The following is a 21,728-nucleotide window of genomic DNA, read 5'->3' on the forward strand; positions in this document are numbered from 1 at the left end:
CGGCGAGCTCTACTCAGGCGGAAGTCGGCGCCGGCGTGCGCACGAAGCCGAAACGCGTGGGCAACTCGTCTCGGGTGATGCGCTCGACCGGGACGAGGGTTTCGCGCCAGCGCAGGGCCAGCGTGCCCGTATCGCTGCCGCTCAGCCAGGCCAGCAGCGCTTCGTCGCCCGCTGGCTGGCCGTCGAGTTCCATCCATTCGAACAGTTGCGCCACGTCGCGGTCGTCGACCTGGGCGACGACTTCGCCCGCCTGGACGACGGCTTCGCCGGTCTCCAGCAGATACAGCCGCTCGATCGTCTCCAGCGCCGCGCCCGTCTGCAGCACCAGGCCTAGTTTCGGGTCGGTGCGCGCGATGAAGGGCGTGCTTTCGAGGTTCACGAAAACGCGCTGCGGGCCGTTCTGGAAAAACCAGCGGCCGGCCTCGTCGTGCTGGTAATTGCGGTTGATGAAGCCGACCAGCGCTTCATTCGTCAGCCGGTCGCCCGGTGCGTTGGCGGCCTGCGCCGCTTCGTCGCGCATGCGCCAGCCGCCGCGCGCGTCCAGCGCCAGCCAGCCGTAGCAGTGCGGCACGTTCGGCCACTTGGCCATTGCCTGTTTTACGATGTCATCCATGCGCGCCAGCTTCGCACAGTTCGACGGCGTTCGGCGCGCGCGTCGCCGGGCCGGCCGCGTCGAAGAAGGAGAGGATGCGGCCAGGCAGCCAGTCGAGCCGGCCGGGAAAGGCGCCGTTCGGGAAGCCGACGTGGCCGCCCTCCAGGGGGTATTCCAACGTGACGGCCTTCGAGGCACTGGCCGGCAGGTACTGGCCCGGCAGGAAGGGATCGTTGCGGGCGTTCAGCACCAGCGTCGGCACGGTGATGTCGTGCAGGACGTGGCGGGCGCTGGCGCGGTGCCAGTAGTCGTCGGTGTCGCGGTAGCCGTGCAGCGGGGCGGTGACGACGTTGTCGAAGGCGTAGAGGTCGCGCGCGGCAAGCAGGGCGCTGCGGTCGAAGAGGCCGGGGAACTGTTCCAGCTTGGCCAGGCACTTGGGTTTCAGGGTTTGCAGGAACATGCGCGTATAGAGCATGTTCAGGCCCGAGGACAGGGCTGCGCCGCCGCGCGCCAGGTCGAGCGGCGCGGAGATGGCGGCCGCGGCGGTGACGGAACCGGCGGCGCTGCCGGTTTCACCTAACCAGCGCAGCAGTGCGTTGCCGCCGAGCGAGACGCCGGCCGCGTAGAGGGGGCCGGGTGCGCGCTCGCGCAGGCGGGCCATGATCCAGTCGATCTCGGCGGCGTCGCCGGAGTGGTAGAAGCGTGCCGTGCGGTTGGGTTCGCCAGAGCAGCCGCGGAAATGCGGCACCGCGCCGGACCAGCCTCGTGCCGCGAGCGCGGCCATGAGGGCGCGCGCGTAATGGCTGTTCGACGAGCCTTCCAGGCCGTGGAAGAGCACGACGAGGGGCTTGCCCGGTTCGCCGTCGACGAAGTCGACATCGACGAAATCGTCGCCCAGCAGCGGATCGTGCACGTCCCAGCGCTCGCGGCGGTAGGTGACCGCCGGCTTATGGATGAGCGTGGCGGGGTAGATCGTTTGCAGGTGGCCGCCGGGCAGCCACTTGGGCGCGCTGTAGGTCATATCAGGCGGCAGGGTCTGCCGCTAGCGGATCAGTGGTGCTTGAAGGCCACGCCTGGGGCCAGGCGGTAGTGGGTACCGCAGTAGGGGCACTTGGCGGTGCCTTCATGGTCGAAATCCAGGAACACGCGCGGGTGCGACGACCACAGCGGCATGGCCGGGTTCGGGCAATGGGCCGGCAGATCCTTGGCTTCGAGTTCCACCACAGGCATCGTCTTTACGTTCATCGCATTTTCTCCGTCGAGCTAAGTTAGGCAAAGACAGGATTTTAACGGATTCAGGCGGCAGTTCGGAATGATCGGTAGAATGGCGGATTGATCACAGCCGGGCCGGTCAGGTTTCTTCGTCTGACTGCCGGACGCGTTACGAGCGACAAGTTGCCGCTAATGGTCTGGCGGCCCCGCACGTACCGCGTGGGCACGAGTGCCCACCCTACAAACTGCGTATTCCATGTCCCGCGTTTTACTCTCCCTTGTTTCTGTTCTCAGTCCATTCCGTTGCAGGAAGGCGACATGAACGCGCCTGAATCTGCACAAGCAAGCACCCCGCTGACCGAGCAACACGATCCCGCACTCTGGCAAGAGGGCCTGCGTACCGGCTTGCCGACGCTGTTCGGCATCGGTGCCTGGGGCCTGGTGGTCGGGGTCGCCATGGTCAAGACCGGGCTGACGGCCTTCCAGGCTGTCGGTATGACCCTGCTCGTGTTCGCAGGTTCCGCCCAGCTGGCCTCGCTGCCGCTGATCCTGGCGCATGCGCCGGTCTGGGTCATCTTTGCCACAGGCCTGGTCGTCAACCTGCGCTTCGTGATCTTCTCGGCCTTGCTGGCGCCCCATTTCTCGCACCTGCCATGGCGCCAGCGCCTGCTCTACGGCTATATTTCGGGCGACATGACGGTGGCCATCTTCCTGCAGCGCTTCCCGACCGCCGCGCCGGTGGCGGGCAAGCTGTCCTATCTAAAAGGGCTGGTGTTGCCGAACTGGGCCGCATGGCAGGCGGGCTCGCTGACCGGCATCTTCCTGGGCAGCGCGGTGCCGCCCGAGTGGGGCCTGGGCTTTGCCGGCACGCTGGCCATCCTGTGCATCACGATCCCCCTGATCGCCAACAAGGCGGCCCTGTGCGGCGTGCTGGTCGCGGGCACGATCGCCGTGCTGGCCAACGGCTTCCCTTATAAGCTGGGCCTGCTGGCGGCGGTGTTCGCCGGCATGCTGACCGCGATGGCGGCTGAAGGCATCCTCGAAAAACGAAAGGCGCGTCATGTCTGACTGGGAAATCTGGGCCACCATCGTGGCGCTGGCGCTGTCCACCCTCGTTACCCGCAGCGGCTTCTGGCTGGTGGGGCACCGGGTTACGATTCCGCCGCGCATCCAGGACATGCTGCGCTATGCGCCGGCCTGCGCGCTGGCGGCGATCATCGGGCCCGACCTGCTGCTCGATACGGGCGGCCAGGTGCACCTGGAACTGGGTAATCCGAAGCTGCTGGCGGGGATTGCGGCCATCGGCTTCTATCTTTGGCGCCGCAACATGCTGCAAACCATCGTGTTCGGCATGCTCGTCTTCACACTGTTGCGAATCGCACACGTTTTTGCCTAGCTTGCCTAATGTAGAATAGCGTTTTTTCACTATTTCACTGTTGAGCCGACATGGACGCCGTTCTCAGTTTCACCCGCCTGCAAGACCTGATCGATCGCGACGCGTTGAAAGACAAGCGCGTCTTCATCCGCGCCGACCTGAACGTGCCGCAGGATGACAACGGTAACATCACCGAAGACACGCGCATCCGCGCCTCGATTCCCGCCATCCAGGCTGCCGTGAAAGCCGGCGCCGCCGTCATGGTGACCTCGCACCTGGGCCGTCCGACCGAGGGTGAGTTCAAACCGGAAGACACGCTGGCGCCGGTCGCCGCGCGCCTCTCGGAACTGCTTGGACAGCCGGTGGAACTGAAGCAGAACTGGGTGGATGGCGTCGACGTCGCCCCTGGCCAGGTCGTGCTGCTGGAAAACTGCCGCGTCAACAAGGGCGAAAAGAAGAACGCCGACGAACTGGCCCAGAAGATGGCCAAGCTCTGCGACGTATACGTGAACGACGCCTTCGGCACCGCCCACCGCGCCGAAGCGACCACCCACGGCATCGCCAAGTTCGCTCCTGTCGTCTGCGCTGGCCCGCTGCTGGCCGCGGAACTCGACGCACTGGGTAAAGCCCTGGGCCAGCCGGCGCGTCCGCTGCTGGCCATCGTGGCCGGCTCGAAGGTCTCGAGCAAGCTCTCTATCCTGCAAAGCCTGGCCGGCAAGGTCGACAACCTGATCGTCGGCGGCGGCATCGCCAACACCTTCATGAAGGCCGTCGGCCTGAACATCGGCAAGTCGCTGGTCGAGAACGACCTGGTCGGTGAAGCCAAGCAGATCATCGACATGATGAGCGCGCGCGGCGCCTCGGTGCCGATTCCTGTCGACGTGGTGTGCGCGAAGGAGTTCTCGCCGACCGCCGCCGCCACCGTCAAGGACGTGGCGGACGTCAGCGACGACGACATGATCCTCGACATCGGCCCGAAGACGGCCGCCATGCTGGCCGAGCAGGTGAGTAAAGCCGGCACCATCGTCTGGAACGGCCCGGTCGGTGTGTTCGAGTTCGACCAGTTTGCCGAAGGCACGAAAACCCTGGCGATGGCGATTGCCGCCTCGCAGGGCTTCTCGATCGCCGGCGGCGGCGACACCCTGGCCGCGATCGCGAAATACAACATCGGCGACCGGATCGGCTACATCTCGACCGGTGGCGGCGCCTTCCTCGAGTTCCTCGAAGGGAAGACCCTGCCGGCAGTCGAGATCCTGCTGCAGCGTAAGGCCCAGTAAAGGTAGAGCTAAATACGAGCGCAGCCCCGGGGCTGCGCTTCTCTTTTCAGAACCAAGGATTCCAGCACATGCGCCCTCTGTACAACGCCACCAAGATCGTCGCCACCATCGGCCCTGCATCGACCGACTTCGACATCCTCGTGAAAATGATCCGCGCCGGCGTCGACGTCGTGCGCCTGAATTTTTCGCACGGCAAAGCGCAGGACCACATCGACCGCGCCACGCTGGTGCGCCGCGCCGCCGCCGAATGCGGCACCGAAGTGGCGATCATGGCCGACATGCAGGGGCCGAAGATCCGCGTCGGCAAGTTTGAAGACGGCAAGATCTTCCTGAACAATGGCGACAAGTTCATCCTCGACGCCAAGTGGGGAGAAAACGGCGAGCTGGGCAACCAGGAACGCGTCGGCCTCGACTACAAGGCCTTGCCGCGCGACGTGAAGCCGGGCGACAAGCTGCTGCTCAACGACGGCCTGATCGTGCTCATCGTCGACAAGGTCGCCGGCCACGAGATCTGCACCACGGTGAAAGTCGGCGGCGAGCTGTCGAACAACAAGGGCATCAACCGCCAGGGCGGCGGCCTGACCGCGCCGGCGCTGACGGCGAAAGACATGGAAGACATCAAGACCGCGATGAGCTTCCAGGCCGACTACCTCGCCATTTCGTTCCCGAAAAGCGCGACCGACATGGAAATGGCGCGCCAGCTGGCGAACATCGCCGGCGAGCCGTATGGCCACAAGCCGATGATGATCGCCAAGATCGAACGTGCCGAAGCGATTCCCGTGCTGCAGGAAATCCTCGACGCCTCCGACGGCATCATGGTCGCCCGCGGCGACCTGGCCGTCGAAGTCGGCAATGCCGCCGTGCCGGCGCTGCAAAAGCGCATGATCCGCATGGCGCGCGCATCGAACAAGCTGGCCATTACCGCGACCCAGATGATGGAATCGATGATCGTCAACGCCGTGCCGACCCGCGCCGAAGTCTCGGACGTGGCCAACGCCGTGCTGGACGGCACCGACGCCGTCATGACCTCGGCCGAGACGGCATCGGGCAAGTACCCGATCGAAACCGTCGAGATGATGGCCGCGATCTGCCTGGAAGCGGAACAATCCGAATACAACAAGCTCGACGCGGACTTCCTGAACGTCGAGTTCACCCGCATCGACCAGTCGATCGCCTACGGCACGCTGTTCACCGCGCACCACCTGGCCGTGAAGGCCATCGTCGCCCTGACCGAATCGGGCTCGACGGCGCTGTGGATGAGCCGTCATAACATCGACACGCCGATTTTCGCCCTGACCCCGTCACAAACGACGCAGCGCAAGGCCTCCCTGTACCGCAACGTGCGAGCATTCCACCTGCTCCAGGAAGGCGGCAGCCACGCGGTGCTGCGCAAGGCGGAAGAGCTGCTGATCAAGGAGGGCATGGTGCGTAATGGCGACACCATCGTCGTGACCTGGGGCTCGCCGATGGGCGAGGCCGGCGGTACCAACGCGCTCAAGATCGTGCGCGTCGGCGAGACCTACAAGGATTAAAACGAGGCTTCGCGCTGTCGAAGTCCTGAGACAAAGAATTTTTTTTATTGGAGTACTACCATGGCACTCGTATCACTGCGTCAATTGCTGGACCATGCTGCCGAAAACGGCTACGGCCTGCCGGCGTTCAACGTCAACAACCTGGAACAGGTGCAGGCCATCATGGCCGCGGCCGACGCCACGAATAGCCCGGTGATCATGCAGGCCTCGGCCGGCGCGCGCAAGTACGCTGGCGAAGCCTTCCTGCGCCACCTGATCGACGCCGCCGTCGAAGCCTACCCGCACATCCCGGTCGTCATGCACCAGGACCACGGCCAGTCGCCGGCAGTCTGCATGGCCGCGATCCGTTCGGGCTTCAGCTCGGTCATGATGGACGGCTCGCTGGAAGCCGACGGCAAGTCGGTTGCTTCCTATGAGTACAACGTCGAAGTGTCGCGTGAAGTCGTGAAGTTCGCGCACTCGATCGGCGTGACCGTCGAAGCCGAACTGGGCGTGCTCGGTTCGCTCGAAACGATGAAGGGCGACAAGGAAGACGGCCACGGCGCCGACGGCACCATGACGCGCGAGCAGCTGCTGACCGACGTCGCGCAAGCCGCCGACTTCGTCGCCAAAACCCAGTGCGACGCCCTGGCCATCGCCATCGGCACCTCGCACGGCGCCTACAAATTCACCCGCAAGCCGACCGGCGACATCCTGGCGATCGACCGCATCAAGGAAATCCACGCGCGTATCCCGAACACCCACCTGGTCATGCATGGTTCCTCGTCGGTGCCGCAGGACCTGCTGGCGATCATCCGCGAGTTCGGCGGCGACATGAAGGAAACCTACGGCGTGCCGGTCGAAGAGATCCAGGAAGGCATCAAGCACGGTGTCCGCAAGATCAACATCGACACCGACATCCGCCTGGCGATGACGGCCGCGATCCGCAAGTACATGTTCCAGAACCCGTCGAAGTTCGACCCGCGCGACTACCTCAAGCCTGCGCGCGAAGCGGCGACCGAGATCTGCAAGGCGCGTTACCTCTCCTTCGGCTGCGAAGGCCAGGCATCGAAGATCAAGCCGATCCCGCTGGAAAAAATGGCCGAGCGTTACAAGGCCGGCGAGCTTGCGCAAGTCGTGAAGTAAAATAACGTTGTCGAACGGGCTGCTGCGGCAGCCCGGTTTTCTTTTGGCGGCCCGTTTCACGCAGCCGCCGAGTTTCGCTGAAGGCGGACTTGTTCCGCCGAGTTCATCACCCTGATATCCCATCTATGAACAGCCTCTACCAATCCACGATCCAGTCCCTGCCACTGCTCGGCCGCGGCAAAGTGCGCGACAACTACGCCGTCGGCGACGACAAGATCCTGATCGTCACCACCGACCGCCTGTCGGCCTTCGACGTCGTCATGAACGAGCCGATCCCGGGCAAGGGCATGGTCCTGAACCAGATGAGCGACTTCTGGTTCGAGAAGCTCGGCCACATCGTGCCGAATCACCTGACCGGCGTGGCGCCGGAGAGCGTTGTCGCCCCAAATGAGGTCGAGCAGGTGCGCGGCCGCGCGGTCGTCGCCAAGCGCCTCAAGCCGATCCTGGTCGAGGCGGTCGTGCGCGGCTACATCATCGGTTCCGGCTGGAAGGACTATCAGCAAAGCGGCAGCATCTGCGGCATCGACCTGCCAGCGGGCCTGCGCCAGGCCGACAAGCTGCCGCAGCCGATTTTCACGCCGGCGGCGAAAGCCGACATCGGCGAGCACGACGAGAACATCTCGTTCGCCGACATGGAAAGCCGCATCGGCGCCGAACTGGCGGGCAAGATGCGCGACATCTCGATCGCCCTGTACACGGCAGCCGCCGAATACGCGGCTACCCGCGGCATCATCATCGCCGACACCAAGTTCGAATTCGGCCTGGACGACGATGGCGTGCTGCACCTGATGGACGAAGTGCTGACCGCCGACTCCTCGCGCTTCTGGCCTGCGGACTCGTATGCACCGGGCATGTCGCCGCCGTCCTTCGACAAGCAGTTCGTGCGCGATTACCTGGAAACGCTGCTTGATTGGAACAAGACCGCGCCCGCCCCAAGCCTGCCGCAGGACGTGATCGCCAAGACCCAGGCCAAGTACTTCGAAGCCATCGAACGCCTGACGGGCGAAAAGCTGAAGGTATAAGAGATGACCGAGCAAGTAAATGCGGCCAGTGCGCCGCTGGTAGGCGTGGTAATGGGTTCCTCGTCCGACTGGGACGTGATGCAGCACGCCTGTGTCGTGCTCGAGCAGTTCGGCGTGCCCTTCGAGGCGCAGGTGATCTCGGCGCACCGCATGCCGGACGAAATGTTCACCTATGCCGAAAACGCACGCTCGCGCGGCCTGCGCGCCATCATCGCCGGCGCCGGGGGCGCTGCCCACCTGCCGGGCATGATCGCGGCGAAAACCATCGTGCCGGTGCTGGGCGTGCCGGTGCCGTCGAAATACCTGCGCGGCGAGGATTCGCTGCTGTCGATCGTGCAGATGCCGAAGGGCGTGCCGGTGTCGACCTTCGCCATCGGCGAAGCGGGCGCCGCGAATGCCGCGCTGACCGCGGTGGCGATGCTCGCCGCCAACGACGATGCCCTGGCCGCGCGGCTCGAGCAGTTCCGCCTGGACCAGACCGCCGCCGCCCGGGCGATGATCCTGCCTGTCTGAAAGCGCAGCAAGCAATCTATGAGTAACGAAAGCCATACCGCTTTTCTTCCCACTGCCAACCCGCCGACCTGGCTCGGCGTGATGGGCGGCGGCCAGCTCGGCCGCATGTTCGCCCAGGCCGCCCAGGCCATGGGCTACAAGGTCGCCGTGCTCGAACCGGGCGCCGATTGCCCGGCGGGCCAGGTGGCCGAACGCCTGATCAACGCCGGCTACACCGACCAGGCCGCGCTCGGCGAGCTGTCCGCCCTGTGCGCGGCCGTGACCACCGAATTCGAGAACGTGCCGGCCGACAGCATGAACTTGCTGGCGCAGGGCAGTTTCGTGGCGCCGAACGGCGCTTGCGTGGCGATCGCCCAGGACCGCGTGCTCGAAAAGCGTTTCTTCGTCGACTGCGCGCCGCAGTCCGGCGTGATGCCGGCGCCGCACAAGGTCATCGCATCACAGGACGACATCGAGGCCATCGGCGACGAGCTGCTGCCGGGCATCCTGAAAACCGTGCGCATGGGTTACGACGGCAAGGGGCAGGTGCGCGTGAAGACGCGCGAGGATGTGCGCGCCGCCTTCGAGGCGATGAACGGCGTGACATGCCTGCTCGAAAAGATGCTGCCGCTGGCCTACGAGGTCTCGGTGCTGACCGCACGCGGGCATGACGGCGCCTCGGTGGTGTATCCGATCGCCGAGAACGTGCACCGCGACGGCATCCTGTTCACCACCACCGTGCCGGGCCCGAACGTCTCCCCTGAATGCGCGCAGCGGGCCCAGGATGCGGCACGCGCGATCGTCGCCCAGCTCGGCTACGTGGGCGTGCTGTGCATCGAGTTCTTCGTGCTCGAAGACGGCAGCCTGGTCGTCAACGAAATGGCGCCGCGTCCGCACAACAGCGGCCACTACACGATCGACGCCTGCGTCACGAGCCAGTTCGCGCAGCAGGTGCGGGCGATGGCGAGATTGCCGCTGGGCGATTGCCGTCAGCATTCCCCTAGCGTGATGCTCAACATCCTGGGCGATGCCTGGTTCGACGGCGACACGGTCCGCGAGCCGGCCTGGGACCAGGTGCTGGCGCTGCCGGGCGCGTTCGTCCACCTGTACGGCAAGGACGATCCGCGCCGTGGCCGCAAGATGGGCCACGTCACCTTCGTGGCGCCGACCCTGGCCCAGGCGCAAGAGCAATTGCGCGCCGCCTGCGCCATCCTGGGAATCGCGCCGTGAATCCGGTTGAGCAGATTGACACCGCTGCCATCGCAGCGGGTGCACGCGCGCTCGAGGCAGGCGCGCTGGTCGCCTTCCCGACCGAGACCGTGTACGGCCTCGGCGCCGATGCCGAGAACCCGGCCGCCGTCGCCGCGATCTACGCCGCCAAGGGCCGGCCGCAAGACCACCCGGTGATCGTCCACCTGGCGCCGGAAGCCGACATCGCCCACTGGGCCTGCGAGATTCCTCCGGAAGCCCATGCGCTGGCCGGCGCCTTCTGGCCGGGCCCGCTGACGATGATTCTCAAGCGCGCGCCGAACATTCCGAGTGCGGTGAGCGGCGGCCAGGACACGGTCGGCCTGCGCTGCCCCGCGCACCCGGTGGCCATTGCGCTGCTGCGCGCCTTCAAGGGCGGGCAGGGCGGGGTGGCGGCGCCTTCGGCCAACAAGTTCGGCCACGTCAGCCCGACCACGGCCCAACACGTGCGTGACGAATTCGGCGCCGACGGCAGCGTCGCGCTGGTGCTCGACGGCGGCGCTTCGCAGGTCGGCATCGAATCGACCATCGTCGACCTGTCGCGCCTGGCCACGCATGGCCCGGTGCTGCTGCGTCCGGGCCACGTCAGCGCGGAAGCGATCGCCGCCGTGATCGACCGCCTGCCCGCCGCCCCCGACGCCGCGGCCCCGCGCGCCTCGGGCACGCTCGAATCGCACTACGCGCCGCATACGCCGGTGGCCATGCAGGACACGACCACCCTGGTCCGTACCCTGGAGCAGATGGCGGAAGCCGGGCGCAAGGTCGCCCTGATCCATTATTCCGACCTGTGGACGACGGACGTGGCCGAACGCCTGCCCGCCACGCCAGAGGGCTTTGCCCACGCCCTGTACGCGGCGCTGCGCGCCATGGACGGCAAGGGTGCCGACCTGATCCTGGTCGAGGCCCCGCCACAGGACGGCGCCTGGCTCGGCGTCAACGACCGCCTGCGCCGCGCGGCGCACGGCTCGACGGGGATCGTGCATGGGTTGCTGAACCAGAACCCGCAAATATGATGTTCGTAGGGTGGACGGGGAATACCAGTCCGGGGGACTGGTATTCGGTCCACGCGTTCGACCGCCGCCTGCTCATCTGCAAATGCGCTAGCTAACCCTACTCCCACCGCAACTCCGGCATATCCACAGGACCGCACCAATCTGCGGGGTATCTGCCTGCCGCACATACTTCCCGAAACTCGAATACGGCCACAACGAGGCATGGGGCACATACCCATGCCGCACAGGATTGATGTGGATGTAATCGACATGCCTTTCAAAATCACGCTCGTCCCTGATCGTGTGCTCCCAGAATCGCCGTTGCCAAATCGATGACTCACCGCGGCGTTTCATGCAGGACGACATCGGAGCCGTGTCGCTGTATTGGTCACGACAGACGTAAGAAACGTGGTGTTTGATCTCCCGCCAACGTTGCGAAAAATCGCAGTCATCCGCAGGCAGCGTCCAGATGCAGTGGAAGTGATCGGGTAACTGTACCCAAGCGTCGATGGCGAACGGGCGGCGTGCACGAACGGCATGAATGGCGTCACGCAGTGCGTTTCGGATGACGTCATCGCACAACATGGGGCGACGACGCCATGCGACCAGCGTGAAGAAAAATGTGGAACCAGTGATCGGGCGGCGAAAGCGTGACATGTAGGGATCATAGTGTTCCCGCGAGACTGCACGATTCGACTGGAAGTCACAGCTGAGGGAGGTCAAATACCATACCGATCTAAAGTTCGTGGCAGAGCATCGGCCGGTTGAACGCGTGGACGGGAAACCCGTCCACCCTACGCCACAGCCCAGCTTTAGAAGCATTCCCGCAGAGCAATGCTTGATATAATCCCCGGGCTCGCCAGCCTTACCGCATAGCTTGTTGTTTGTGTTTGACGAACAACAATTAATCGATATACAAGCGGAAAGAACACTGGCATATTAGTTCTGGAATCGAATAGCACGGGCGTTCGTTTCATAGAAAAATACCCATCTCAGGAGACACAATGCGTCAAACGAAATTCGCGCTCGCGCTGTTGACCGCGGCCGCGCTTACCGCTTGCGGCGGCACCAGCAGCAGCGGCGGCGATCAAACCCATGCCGTCAAATTCAGCCAGCAAGTGAGCTTCGGCGACAGCCTGTCGGACGTCGGTACCTATGCGGTCGGCGCCATCGCCGCCGCCGGCGGCGGCAAGTTCACCATCAACGGCAACAACACCTCGGCGAATGCCGCCTACACCGGCCTGAACTGGACCGAAGTCCTGGCAAGCGAACTGAAACTGCCGGCGCCATGCGCCGCCCAGACCGGCCTGCAGGGCGCCGACAACGCCAACCCGGCGCTGGACATGAATGTCCCGATCGTCAACCACGCGAACTGCTTCAACTACGCGCAGGGCGGCTCCCGCGTGACCAACCCGGTCGGCGCCGGCTACCCGGTCGAGATGACCCTGCCGGTCGTTACCCAGGTCCAGAACCACCTGGCCAAGACCGGCGGCAAGTTCAGCGGCACCGAACTGGTCACGATCATGGCCGGCGGCAACGACGTCCTCGTGCAGCTGGGTGAACTGAGCGCCAACGCCACCGCGGCCGGCACCAAGGCAGGCCAGACCGCCTTCCCGACCCTGCTGATCGGCGGCCTGGTGCCGCTGGTGGCGCCGGCCAACCTGCCGACCGCCCAGCAGACCATCGGCCTGGCCGTGCAGAATGCGGCCCTGGCCGGCGGCAACCAGACCGCCATCGCCGGCGCTGCCGTGATGGCCGCCATCAACCTGGGCGCTTCGCCGACGGCAGCCCAGGCCGCCGCCGCCAAGGCCGGTACCGACGCACAAGCGGCCGGCGCCAAGGCCGGTGCCGACTACGCCGCCCAGCAGGGCCCGATCATGGTCGCCGCCATGGGCAAGGCCGGCGCGGAACTGGCCGGCATCGTCAAGACCCAGCTGGTCGCCAAGGGCGCGAACTACGTGGTCGTCAACAACCTGCCGGACGTCGCCAGCACCCCCTCGGGCAAGTCGCAGACCCCGGAAATCCAGGGCCTGATCAAGACCATGGTCGACACCTTCAACTCCCAGCTGAAGACCGGCCTGGGCGAAGACGCGCGCATCCTCTACGTCGACCTGTTCTCGGTCAGCCGCGACCAGGTGACCAATCCTGCCATCTATGGCCTGACCAACACGGCCCTGCCAGCCTGCACCAGCGAGTCCTCGCTGACCTGCACCAGCAAGACGCTGTCGGCTGCGGACGTGAGCCACTACATGTTCGCCGACGGTGTCCACCCGACGCCGTACGTCAACTGGCTGGTTGCCCGCTATGTCTTCAAGGACATGGCCATCAAGGGCTGGCTGTAAAACAATACCAGGCCCGTCTTCGAGCCCACCTGCAGGCAGGTGGGCTCCGGCACCTCACATCAGAACCAGGAGAAATAATGCAAGTTCGTTTCAATAGCGTCGTGAACATGCTGGTCGCGGCAAGCGCGCTGGCCTGCGCCGCGGGCGCATCGGCCCAGTCGGCCGGCCAGTGGACCGCAAAAATCGGCTTCAACGAGCTGACCCCGAAGGTCGAGAGCGGCGACATCTCGGCGCCGGCCCTGCCGAACACCAAGGCGGACGTCGAGAGCGACATCCAGCCGGTGCTGATCTTCGCCTACGGCCTGACCGACAACATCTCGCTCGAAGCCGCACTGGGCACCCCGTACAAGCACGTCATCAAGGGCGCAGGCTCGATCGAAGGCACGGGCGAACTGGGCACGGTGCAGGCACTGCCGCCGACGCTGTTCGCGCAGTACCGCTTCTTCAAGCCGACCTCGACCTTCCGTCCGTTCGTGGGTATCGGCGCGACCTATGCCTACTTCATGAAGGAACGCGGTTCGGGCAAGATGACCGCGCTGCTGAACCCGGGCGGCGCGCCGGTGACCTTCGAGATCGACAACAAGTTCACCTACACCGCCCAGGTCGGCCTGGCGGTGAACTTCAGCGAAAAATGGTTCGCCGACGTCACGGTCAACAAGAGCAAACTGCGCACCGACGTGCACTTCTCGACCGGCCAGACCCAGCACATGAAGCTGGACCCGGTGGCCGTGGTGCTGGCCGTCGGCCGCAAGTTCTAAGCGTTTAACAGAGACGACACCGCTGCACGGCGGTGACGATACGACCGGCAGGCCGCGAGGCTTGCCGGTTTTTTTATGCCTTCAATGAACGCAGGACGCGTAAGCCGCGAAATGCTCACCGCTGAGGGCGCGTTCGTAGAGGTAGCCCTGGTAGACGAAGCAGCCGGCCTGCGACAGCCATTCGCGCTGGCCTTGCGTCTCGACCCCTTCGGCGATCACCTGCAGCCCGAGGCTGCCGCCGAGGGCGATGATCGAGCGCACGATCGAGGCGTCGTTGCGGTCGGTGAGGACGTCGCGCATGAAGGAGTAATCGATCTTGAGCTGGTCCAGCGGCAGCTTGCGCAGGTAGGCCAGCGACGAGTAGCCGGTGCCGAAATCGTCGAGCGAGAAGGTGATGCCCAGGCGGCGCAAGGTCTCCATGGTCTCGACCGTGTGGGCGAAGTCGGTCACCACCAGGGTTTCGGTCAGCTCGAATTTCAGGCCGTGCGGATCGACGCCGGTGGCGGCCAGGATTTCCTGGGTCATGGCGACGAAATCGGGTTCCATGAACTGGCGCGCGCTGACGTTGACCGACAGCGACAGGTGCTTGGTCGCCGGGTTGCGCTGCCACTTGGCCAGCTCGCGGCAGGCCGCGCCCAGCACCCAGCGCCCGATATCGACGATCAGGTTGGTTTCCTCGGCAGCCTTGATGAACTCGGTCGGGTAGAGGACGTCGCCGTTCGGCAGGCGCCAGCGCAAGAGCGCCTCGGCGCCGATCACGCGGCTGTCGCCGTCGAGCTGGGGCTGGTAGTTCAGGATGAACTCGCGGTTGCGCAGCGCGCGCCGCAGGCCGCTCTCGAGTTCCGAGCGCGCATTCCACTTGGCCTGCATGTCCGGATCGAAGAAGCGGAAAGTATTCCGGCCCGCGGCCTTGGCCTGGTACATCGCAGTGTCGGCCTGTTTCAGTGCCGACTCCACCGTGTCGGCCGCGCCGCTGATCATGGTCACGCCGACGCTGGTCGAGACCGAATAGGCGAAGTCGGCCAGCTGGAAGGGCGCGCGCATCGCGGCCACTACCTTGGCCGCCACGGTTTCGGCCTGGTGGGCGGCGGCATCCAGGGTGTCTTCCTCGGGCTGGACCAGGATCACGAACTCGTCGCCGCCGAGGCGCGCCACCAGGTCGGTTTCGCGCACGCTGTGCTCGAGCCGGCGGGCGACCGCCTGCAGCAGCATGTCGCCGGCCGCGTGGCCGTGGGTGTCGTTGAGCGTCTTGAAGTTGTCGAGGTCGAGGAACATCAGCGCCCCGTACTTGTGCGAACGCGCGCTGACGAGCAGGGCGCGGCGCAGGTGGTCGAGCAGGCTGGCGCGGTTCGGCAGCTCGGTCAGCGCGTCGAAATAGGCGAGCCGGTGGATGCGCGCCTCGTTGTGCTTGCGTTCGCTGATGTCGGTGCTGATCACGAGGATCTTTTGCGGCACGCCCGCAGCCGGATTGGCCGGCACCACGGTCCATCTCGTGTCGGCCTGGATCATGCTGCCGTCGCGCCGGTGCTGCAGCAGCTCTCCCGACCATTCGCCTTCGTGGACGGCGTGCAGGTAGGCCTCGCCGTAGGCCGCATGGTCGTCGCACAGCAGGTCCTGCATGCGCTGCCCGATGGCCTCGTGTGCTTCCCAGCCGTAGAGCCGCTCGGCGCCCTTGTTCCAGTAAGTGATGCGCGAAGCCATGTCGATCACGAAGATGGCGTCGCGCGCCTTCTCCAGCAGGGATGCCTGTTCCTGCGCCAGCTGGTCGGCGTGGCGCAGCACGGTGATGTCGGCAATGAAGCCTTCGAGCGCGATCACATTGCCGTGCTCGTCGTACACGGCCGAGCCTTGCTCCCAGGTCCAGCGCAATTTGCCGGTGGCTGTGGTGATGCGGTAACTGAGCTGGAAAGGGCGGCGTTCGCGGATGGCGGCATTCGTGTCGGCGGACACGTGCGCACGGTCGTCGGGGTGGATCAGGCTTGCAAACGACATCGCGTCCGCGCCGGTAAAGGCCGAGACCGGGTAGCCGGTCAGCCTCTCCACGCCGGCGCTGAGGAATTCCATGGTCCAGTTGGTGTCGTTCAGGCAGCGATACACGACACCGGGCAGGTTGCTCAGCAATAGGTCCAGCGACAACGCGGAGGCGTCGCTAGACCGCAGATTCGTCGATACCTGGTGGTGAGATGAGTGCATGTTCCGCGCGTTTGAGGTGGGTGGAACATCAGCAGAGAACGTGATCTAAAACAGATGGTATATCGAAATTTATGCCGATCCGTTATGTAAATACAATTTTATTTGATTCGTTGTCAGAAGTATACGTTTAAGAAGAAACGCCCACCGGCCGCTGCCGCGGCGGGTGGGCGCCCGTATCCCATCCTTGTGGTCAGAACGCGGCGATGCCGGTCTGCGCGCGGCCCAGGATCAGGGCGTGGATGTCATGCGTGCCCTCGTAGGTGTTGACCACCTCGAGGTTGACCATGTGGCGGATGATGCCGAACTCGTCCGAAATGCCGTTGCCGCCGAGCATGTCGCGCGCGGTGCGGGCCACGTCGAGCGCCTTGCCGCAGGAGTTACGCTTCATCATCGAGGTGATCTCGACGGCGGCGGTGCCCTCGTCCTTCATGCGGCCCAGGCGCAGGCAGCCCTGCAGGCCGAGGGTGATTTCGGTCTGCATGTCGGCCAGCTTCTTCTGCACCAGCTGGTTGGCGGCGAGCGGCTTGCCGAACTGCTGGCGGTCGAGCGTGTACTGGCGCGCGGTGTGCCAGCAGGCTTCGGCCGCGCCCAGGGCGCCCCAGGCGATGCCGTAGCGTGCCGAGTTCAGGCAGGTGAACGGGCCCTTCAGGCCGCGCACGTCCGGGAAGGCGTTTTCTTCCGGGCAGAACACGTTGTCCATGACGATTTCGCCGGTGATCGAGGCGCGCAGGCCGAACTTGCCGTGGATGGCAGGTGCGGACAGGCCCTTCCAGTCCTTTTCCAGCACGAAGCCGCGGATCGCGCCTTCATCGTCCTTGGCCCAGACCACGAACACGTCGGCGACCGGCGAATTGGTGATCCACATCTTCGAGCCGGTCAGCGCGTAGCCGCCCTCGACCTTGCGCGCGCGGGTGACCATCGAGCCGGGGTCGGAGCCGTGGTTCGGCTCGGTCAGGCCGAAGCAGCCGATCCACTCGCCGGTGGCCAGTTTCGGCAGGTATTTCTGCTTGGTTTCCTCATTGCCGAATTCGTAGATCGGCACCATCACGAGCGAGGACTGCACGCTCATCATCGAGCGGTAGCCGGAGTCGACGCGCTCGACTTCGCGCGCGATCAGGCCGTAGGCGACGTAATCCAGGCCGGGGCCGCCGTATTGCTCGGGGATGGTCGGGCCCAGCAGGCCGAGTTCGCCCATTTCGCGGAAGATCGAGGTGTCCATGCGCTCGTGGCGGAAGGCCTCGAGGATGCGCGGCTGCAGCTTGTCCTGGCAGTAGGCGGCGGCGGCATCGCGCACCATGCGCTCGTCGTCGGTCAGCTGGCTGTTGAGCAACAGCGGGTCGTCCCAGTGGAAGGCGGCTTTGCGTGGCGAATCGGAGTGGTTCATGGATCGGTCCTGGTCTCTGTCGGTTCTTGTGAAGGCGTGCGCAGGTGCAGCCGCCGCGCCGGAGGCAAGTCATTATAGAAAGGACATGCCTGGCTATCTTTTCAAACTGCGACAGGCATTTTCACTTTTTACCGAAGTGCTGTCGCCCGGAACGCGTAACGCAGGGATGTAGGGTGGGCGGCTATGCCGCTCACACGTTCAACCAGCACACGCTCAGCCGCGCAGGCATTTCAACCGTGATGTGAACGCGTGGGCGGGGAACCCGCCCACGCTACGTCCTGCATCAAATGGATCAGTCCAGCCCCGTACTGCCGAAGCGCCCGCCGTGGAACAACAGGCCCGGCTGCGGCTGCACGGCGCAGTCCTCGACTTCGCCCACGAAGATCACGTGGTCGCCTTCCGGGTAGCGGCTGCGGTTGTGGCATTCGAACCAGGCGGTCACGCCCGCCAGGATCGGCAGGCCGGTGCGCGAGAGCTGGTAGTCGATGCCGTCGAAGGGATCGTCGGCGCTGCGGCGCGAGAAGCGCAGGGCCAGTTCTTCCTGGCCGGCGGCCAGCACGTTGATGACGTAGTGCGAATTGCCGCTGAAGATGGGCATGCTGTTGGCGCGCGCGCCCAGGCTCCACAGCACCAGGGGCGGATCGAGCGACACGGAATTGAAGGAGCTGGCGGTCAGTCCGCGAAAGCTGCCGTCCGGCAGGCGCGTCGTGATGACGGTCACGCCGGTCGCGAATTGCGACAGCGCCTGGCGGAAATGCGCCGAGTCGAAACCGCGCACCGTGGCGCGGGGAGAGCGTGTGTTCATCGGTGCATTATGCCACTGCCGACTGGCAGACGCCGCCCGGACGTATTGCAGCAAGCGTATTGCGCCTGCATAAGACAGCGCTTTGCGCTAGCATAAGGTCATCAAAAACAGTAGCGGGGGATGCGATGAGCGAGCAAGGACAGAGGGAAGTGGCCATCCTCGGTGGCGGGTGTTTCTGGTGCGTCGAGGCCGTCTACCTGGAAGTGCGCGGCGTGACGAAGGTCGAATCCGGCTATATGGGCGGGCACGTCGTCAATCCCACCTACGAGCAGGTGTGCGGCGCCGCTACCGGGCATGCCGAAGTGGTGCGCCTGGAATTCGATCCCGGCGTCATCGGCTACCGCGACATCCTGGAGATCTTCTTCACGATCCACGATCCGACCACCCAGGACCGCCAGGGCAACGACGTCGGGCCGCAATACCGCTCCGTCATCTTCTACCAGGACGCGCAGCAGGAAGCGACCGCGCGCCAGGTGATGGCCGAGATGGCCTCGGTGTGGGACGCGCCGCTGGTGACGCAGCTGGTCCCGAGCGAGACCTGGTACAAGGCCGAGGAGTATCACCAGAATTACTATGCCCAGCATCCGATGCAGGGATATTGCGCCTTCGTGGTGGCGCCGAAGGTGTCGAAGTTCAGGAAGACGTTCCAGCACTGGATGAAATAAACGGGCACCGCACGTCTGATTGCGTAGGGTGGACGGCTACACCCTGTTGTGTGCGATCACGCGACCTGAACGCCGTCCACGCGTTCAACGCCCGCGAGCACCGGCGCGACTATCGCCGGATGGTTGAACGCGTGGACGGCGCACCCGTCGCGTCGATGCAATGTGCCGGGTGGAGCCGTCCACCCTACGCAACGCCAACGCGAGTCACGGGTACATGTATTTCCGCGACCAGGGTATCTGCCCCGGATCCTCCCCCGCCTTGCCGCACACGATCTGGTACAGGCTGATCCAGTCGTGGGCGAACGCGTAGGCGCAGCCGGCCAGGTAGACGTGCCAGATGCGCAGGCGCTTGCCGTCGGTCAGGCGGGCGATGTCGTCGAGCCGGCTCTCGAAGTTCTCCGTCCACAGCGCGCAGGTGCGTGCGTAGTGGCGCCGCAGGTTTTCGACGTCGCGCACTTCCAGGCCGCCCTGCTGCATCGCCTTCACGACCGCCGACAGGTGGGCCAGCTCGCCGTGCGGGAACACGTACTGGTGGATGAACTCCCCGCCGCCGTAGGGCGTCGCCCGTTCGGCGACGTCGGTGGTCGTGATGCCGTGGTTCATGACCACCCCGCCCGGCGCCAGCAGGCTGGAGATTTTTTCGAAATAGGCCGGCAGGTGCTGGGTGCCGACGTGCTCGAACATGCCGACGCTGGTGATGCGGTCGAACTGCCCCTCGATGTCGCGGTAGTCCTGCAGGCGGATCTCGATCCGGCCCTCCAACCCCGCCTGCGCCACGCGTTCGCGGGCGAGCTCGGCCTGGTTGTCCGACAGCGTGATGCCGACGCAGCGGGCGCCGAACTCCTGCGCCGCGCGGATCGCCAGCGCGCCCCAGCCGCAGCCAATGTCGAGCAGGCTCTGGTCCGGGCGCAAGTCGATCTTGCGCAGGATGTGGTCGATCTTCCTGGTCTGGGCCTCGGCCAGGTCCTCGCCGCCGCTTTCGAAATAGGCGCACGAATACACCATGTTCGGATCGAGCCAGGCCGCGTAGAAATCGTTGGAGACGTCGTAGTGGTAGCGGATCGCCTCGGCGTCGCGCTCGCGCGTGTGCGGCGAAAACAGGCGCAGGGGATTCGCGCGCCGCGCCGGCTTGCCGCTGGACGCGGACAGTTCGCTGCCGATGCGGATCATGTCGGCGGCCCGGCCGCGGATTTCGAGCGCGCCTTCGACATAGGCGCGCCCCAGGTTGTACAGCGAAGGGGAGAGCAGGTAGCGCAGGCTCGAGGGCCTGGGGACGCGGATGGTGACGCGCGGCGGTTCGGGGGACAGGTCGACATGCTGTCCGTCCCACAGTTCCACGCGCAGGGGCAAGCTCATTTTGCTGCGTACGCCCGTGCTCCAGGCGTTGAGCGTCATTTCGGTGAACATGTATTCCTCCGGCTGGCTGTCAGCGCGCCGGCGGACCTGCGCCGGTATCGCTAGGGCTGCAATCGGTGCCGTGCCCAGCTCCCGTCTTCCTGCCGCGTGTAGAAGATGCGGTCATGGAAACGCGAGCGCCGCCCTTGCCAGAACTCGATGCGTTCGGGGATCAGCCGGAAGCCGCCCCAGTTGGCGGGCCGTGCCGGCGCGTCCCCGGCTTGTGCCTCGACCGCTTCGTAGTTCTGTTCCAGGGCCGCGCGGTGTGCGATCGGCGCGCTCTGCTGGGAGGCGATCGCCGACAGGCGGCTCTTCAACGGCCTGCTGTGGAAATACTTGTCGCTTTCTTCGGCCGAGGTCGTTTCGACCCGGCCTTCGATGCGAACCTGGCGTTCAAGCTCGCTCCAGAAGAATAGCAGGGCTGCATACGGATTGGCGCGCAGTTCCTCGCCTTTGCGGCTGTCGTAGTTGGTGTACCAGGTGAAGCCGCGCTCGTCGAACTGCTTGACCAGCACGATCCGCGAGCTGGGCCGCCCGTCGCGGCCCACGGTGGCGACGTTCATCGCGTTCGGCTCGTTGACCTGGGCTTTCAAGGCCTGCTCGAACCAGCGCGTGAACTGCAGCATCGGGTCGTCCAGCACGTCGTCCTCGTTCAGGCTGGCCTGGCCGTAGTCCTTGCGCAGGCCGGCCACGGCGTCGCCCACCGCAGCTGCCGTTGCCGCAGCGGGAGTGGTGCCGGCATCCTCGACGATGCCGCGGCGGCGCTGCATCGCCTCGCCCAGCTGGCGCATCTGCTCGCTCGAGAACAGGCGCAGCGCCATCGGCGCCACCGTGCTTTCCTCGCGCTCCATGTGCGCCGTGTAGCGCTGCGCGAAGCGTTGCACGGCCGAGCTTGAAAGAAGGGTGGAACTGCCGTCGGCAATGTGCGTGAGCTGCTCGTGCAGGTCTTGCCAGAGGGCGTCCATATCCTTGTGGTCCTGCAGGATCACCGGCACCAGCGCCTGCAGGGTGGCGGCGTCCTCGCCCTGGGCCACGGCGCGCAGCATCGGGATCAGGTTCTGCTCCTCGTCCTCGTGGTGCAGGTGGGCGGCCTTCTCGAAATACTTCAGCACCGCGGCGGCGGCCTGGCGCGCCTGTTCGTCGGCGCCGTGTTCGGGCAGGTGCGACAGCAGCCGCTCGAGCGTCGCCAACTGCTTGCGGATGCGTCCGTGGCAATGCTTGAGCACGGCGATCGGCTGGTCGAAACCGGGCGCGGTGTCAGGAAGGAAATCGTTCATTTGCGTATTTTTGACAGAGGGAAGTTTTTTGATTGACTAAGA

The 21,728-nt window shown here is 65.3% G+C and carries 21 protein-coding genes; 12 read left to right on the plus strand and 9 right to left on the minus strand.

The window, feature by feature from the left end:
* Nucleotides 1–13: 13 nt before the first annotated feature.
* The 3 genes from ACWCIA_RS17205 to ACWCIA_RS17215 are packed head-to-tail and all read right to left on the minus strand — an operon-like array spanning nt 14 to nt 1,837.
* Entirely contained in the window at nt 14–613 is a 600-nt protein-coding gene (locus tag ACWCIA_RS17205) for a DUF2946 family protein (RefSeq protein WP_454165179.1), read from the minus strand.
* Entirely contained in the window at nt 606–1,613 is a 1,008-nt protein-coding gene (locus ACWCIA_RS17210; protein ID WP_454165180.1) for a YheT family hydrolase, read from the minus strand. Before ACWCIA_RS17210 ends, ACWCIA_RS17205 begins: the two co-directional genes overlap by 8 nt.
* Nucleotides 1,614–1,642: 29 nt before the next feature.
* Nucleotides 1,643–1,837, minus strand: a complete 195-nt coding sequence (locus ACWCIA_RS17215; protein WP_454165181.1) for a zinc-finger domain-containing protein — start codon at nt 1,835–1,837, stop codon at nt 1,643–1,645.
* Nucleotides 1,838–2,122: 285 nt separating this feature from the next.
* Between ACWCIA_RS17215 and ACWCIA_RS17220 the strand changes: the two genes are divergently transcribed.
* From ACWCIA_RS17220 to ACWCIA_RS17260, 9 genes are all read left to right on the plus strand, one after another.
* Entirely contained in the window at nt 2,123–2,872 is a 750-nt protein-coding gene (locus ACWCIA_RS17220; RefSeq protein ID WP_454165182.1) for an AzlC family ABC transporter permease, read from the plus strand.
* Nucleotides 2,865–3,200, plus strand: coding sequence for an AzlD domain-containing protein (locus tag ACWCIA_RS17225; RefSeq protein ID WP_454165183.1), 336 nt, complete (start codon nt 2,865–2,867; stop codon nt 3,198–3,200). The genes ACWCIA_RS17220 and ACWCIA_RS17225 overlap by 8 nt, the downstream gene beginning before the upstream one ends.
* 50 nt (nt 3,201–3,250) lie before the next feature.
* Nucleotides 3,251–4,456, plus strand: a complete 1,206-nt coding sequence (locus ACWCIA_RS17230) for a phosphoglycerate kinase (RefSeq protein ID WP_454165184.1) — start codon at nt 3,251–3,253, stop codon at nt 4,454–4,456.
* A 77-nt stretch (nt 4,457–4,533) separates the two neighbouring features.
* Complete coding sequence (pyk, locus tag ACWCIA_RS17235; RefSeq protein ID WP_454165265.1) at nt 4,534–5,988, plus strand: pyruvate kinase; 1,455 nt, start codon at nt 4,534–4,536, stop codon at nt 5,986–5,988.
* A gap of 60 nt (nt 5,989–6,048) precedes the next feature.
* A complete protein-coding gene (fba, locus tag ACWCIA_RS17240) occupies nt 6,049–7,113 on the plus strand; it encodes a class II fructose-bisphosphate aldolase (RefSeq protein WP_454165185.1) in 1,065 nt (354 codons plus the stop codon).
* Between the two features lie 125 nt (nt 7,114–7,238).
* Nucleotides 7,239–8,135 (plus strand): phosphoribosylaminoimidazolesuccinocarboxamide synthase, encoded by an 897-nt coding sequence (locus ACWCIA_RS17245; protein WP_454165186.1) that lies wholly within the window; start codon nt 7,239–7,241, stop codon nt 8,133–8,135.
* Nucleotides 8,136–8,138: 3 nt separating this feature from the next.
* The gene (purE, locus tag ACWCIA_RS17250; protein WP_454165187.1) at nt 8,139–8,648 is read left to right on the plus strand and encodes a 5-(carboxyamino)imidazole ribonucleotide mutase; all 510 of its coding nucleotides are present in this window, start codon (nt 8,139–8,141) and stop codon (nt 8,646–8,648) included.
* An 18-nt stretch (nt 8,649–8,666) separates the two neighbouring features.
* A complete protein-coding gene (locus ACWCIA_RS17255) occupies nt 8,667–9,857 on the plus strand; it encodes a 5-(carboxyamino)imidazole ribonucleotide synthase (RefSeq protein WP_454165188.1) in 1,191 nt (396 codons plus the stop codon).
* Nucleotides 9,854–10,888, plus strand: a complete 1,035-nt coding sequence (locus tag ACWCIA_RS17260) for an L-threonylcarbamoyladenylate synthase (RefSeq protein WP_454165190.1) — start codon at nt 9,854–9,856, stop codon at nt 10,886–10,888. Before ACWCIA_RS17255 ends, ACWCIA_RS17260 begins: the two co-directional genes overlap by 4 nt.
* 87 nt (nt 10,889–10,975) lie before the next feature.
* Here ACWCIA_RS17260 and ACWCIA_RS17265 read toward each other — a convergent pair whose 3' ends face one another.
* Nucleotides 10,976–11,524, minus strand: a complete 549-nt coding sequence (locus ACWCIA_RS17265) for an REP-associated tyrosine transposase (protein ID WP_454165192.1) — start codon at nt 11,522–11,524, stop codon at nt 10,976–10,978.
* 347 nt (nt 11,525–11,871) lie between these two features.
* On the opposite strand from ACWCIA_RS17265, the gene ACWCIA_RS17270 reads away from it, so the two are divergent.
* The gene (locus tag ACWCIA_RS17270; protein ID WP_454165193.1) at nt 11,872–13,209 is read left to right on the plus strand and encodes an SGNH/GDSL hydrolase family protein; all 1,338 of its coding nucleotides are present in this window, start codon (nt 11,872–11,874) and stop codon (nt 13,207–13,209) included.
* Between the two features lie 77 nt (nt 13,210–13,286).
* Nucleotides 13,287–13,967 carry an OmpW/AlkL family protein gene (locus tag ACWCIA_RS17275; RefSeq protein WP_454165194.1) on the plus strand — a complete coding sequence of 227 codons (681 nt, stop codon included), beginning with the start codon at nt 13,287–13,289 and terminating at the stop codon, nt 13,965–13,967.
* A gap of 81 nt (nt 13,968–14,048) precedes the next feature.
* On the opposite strand, the gene ACWCIA_RS17280 is transcribed toward ACWCIA_RS17275, so the two are convergent.
* The 3 genes from ACWCIA_RS17280 to ACWCIA_RS17290 form a co-directional block, all read right to left on the minus strand.
* Nucleotides 14,049–16,160, minus strand: coding sequence for a putative bifunctional diguanylate cyclase/phosphodiesterase (locus ACWCIA_RS17280; protein ID WP_454165196.1), 2,112 nt, complete (start codon nt 16,158–16,160; stop codon nt 14,049–14,051).
* A 190-nt stretch (nt 16,161–16,350) separates the two neighbouring features.
* Nucleotides 16,351–17,544 carry an acyl-CoA dehydrogenase gene (locus tag ACWCIA_RS17285; RefSeq protein ID WP_454165198.1) on the minus strand — a complete coding sequence of 398 codons (1,194 nt, stop codon included), beginning with the start codon at nt 17,542–17,544 and terminating at the stop codon, nt 16,351–16,353.
* Between the two features lie 292 nt (nt 17,545–17,836).
* Entirely contained in the window at nt 17,837–18,349 is a 513-nt protein-coding gene (locus ACWCIA_RS17290) for a flavin reductase family protein (RefSeq protein ID WP_454165200.1), read from the minus strand.
* Between the two features lie 125 nt (nt 18,350–18,474).
* Here ACWCIA_RS17290 and msrA point away from each other — a divergent pair, with 125 nt between their 5' ends.
* Nucleotides 18,475–19,014 carry a peptide-methionine (S)-S-oxide reductase MsrA gene (gene msrA, locus ACWCIA_RS17295; RefSeq protein WP_454165202.1) on the plus strand — a complete coding sequence of 180 codons (540 nt, stop codon included), beginning with the start codon at nt 18,475–18,477 and terminating at the stop codon, nt 19,012–19,014.
* 204 nt (nt 19,015–19,218) lie between these two features.
* Here msrA and ACWCIA_RS17300 read toward each other — a convergent pair whose 3' ends face one another.
* Together ACWCIA_RS17300 and pdxH are read right to left on the minus strand one after the other, a co-directional pair.
* Nucleotides 19,219–20,421 (minus strand): class I SAM-dependent methyltransferase, encoded by a 1,203-nt coding sequence (locus ACWCIA_RS17300; protein ID WP_454165203.1) that lies wholly within the window; start codon nt 20,419–20,421, stop codon nt 19,219–19,221.
* Nucleotides 20,422–20,471: 50 nt separating this feature from the next.
* Nucleotides 20,472–21,686, minus strand: coding sequence for a pyridoxamine 5'-phosphate oxidase (gene pdxH / locus ACWCIA_RS17305; RefSeq protein ID WP_454165204.1), 1,215 nt, complete (start codon nt 21,684–21,686; stop codon nt 20,472–20,474).
* Nucleotides 21,687–21,728 lie beyond the last annotated feature (42 nt).

The organism is Massilia sp. SYSU DXS3249 (genome assembly GCF_053668055.1).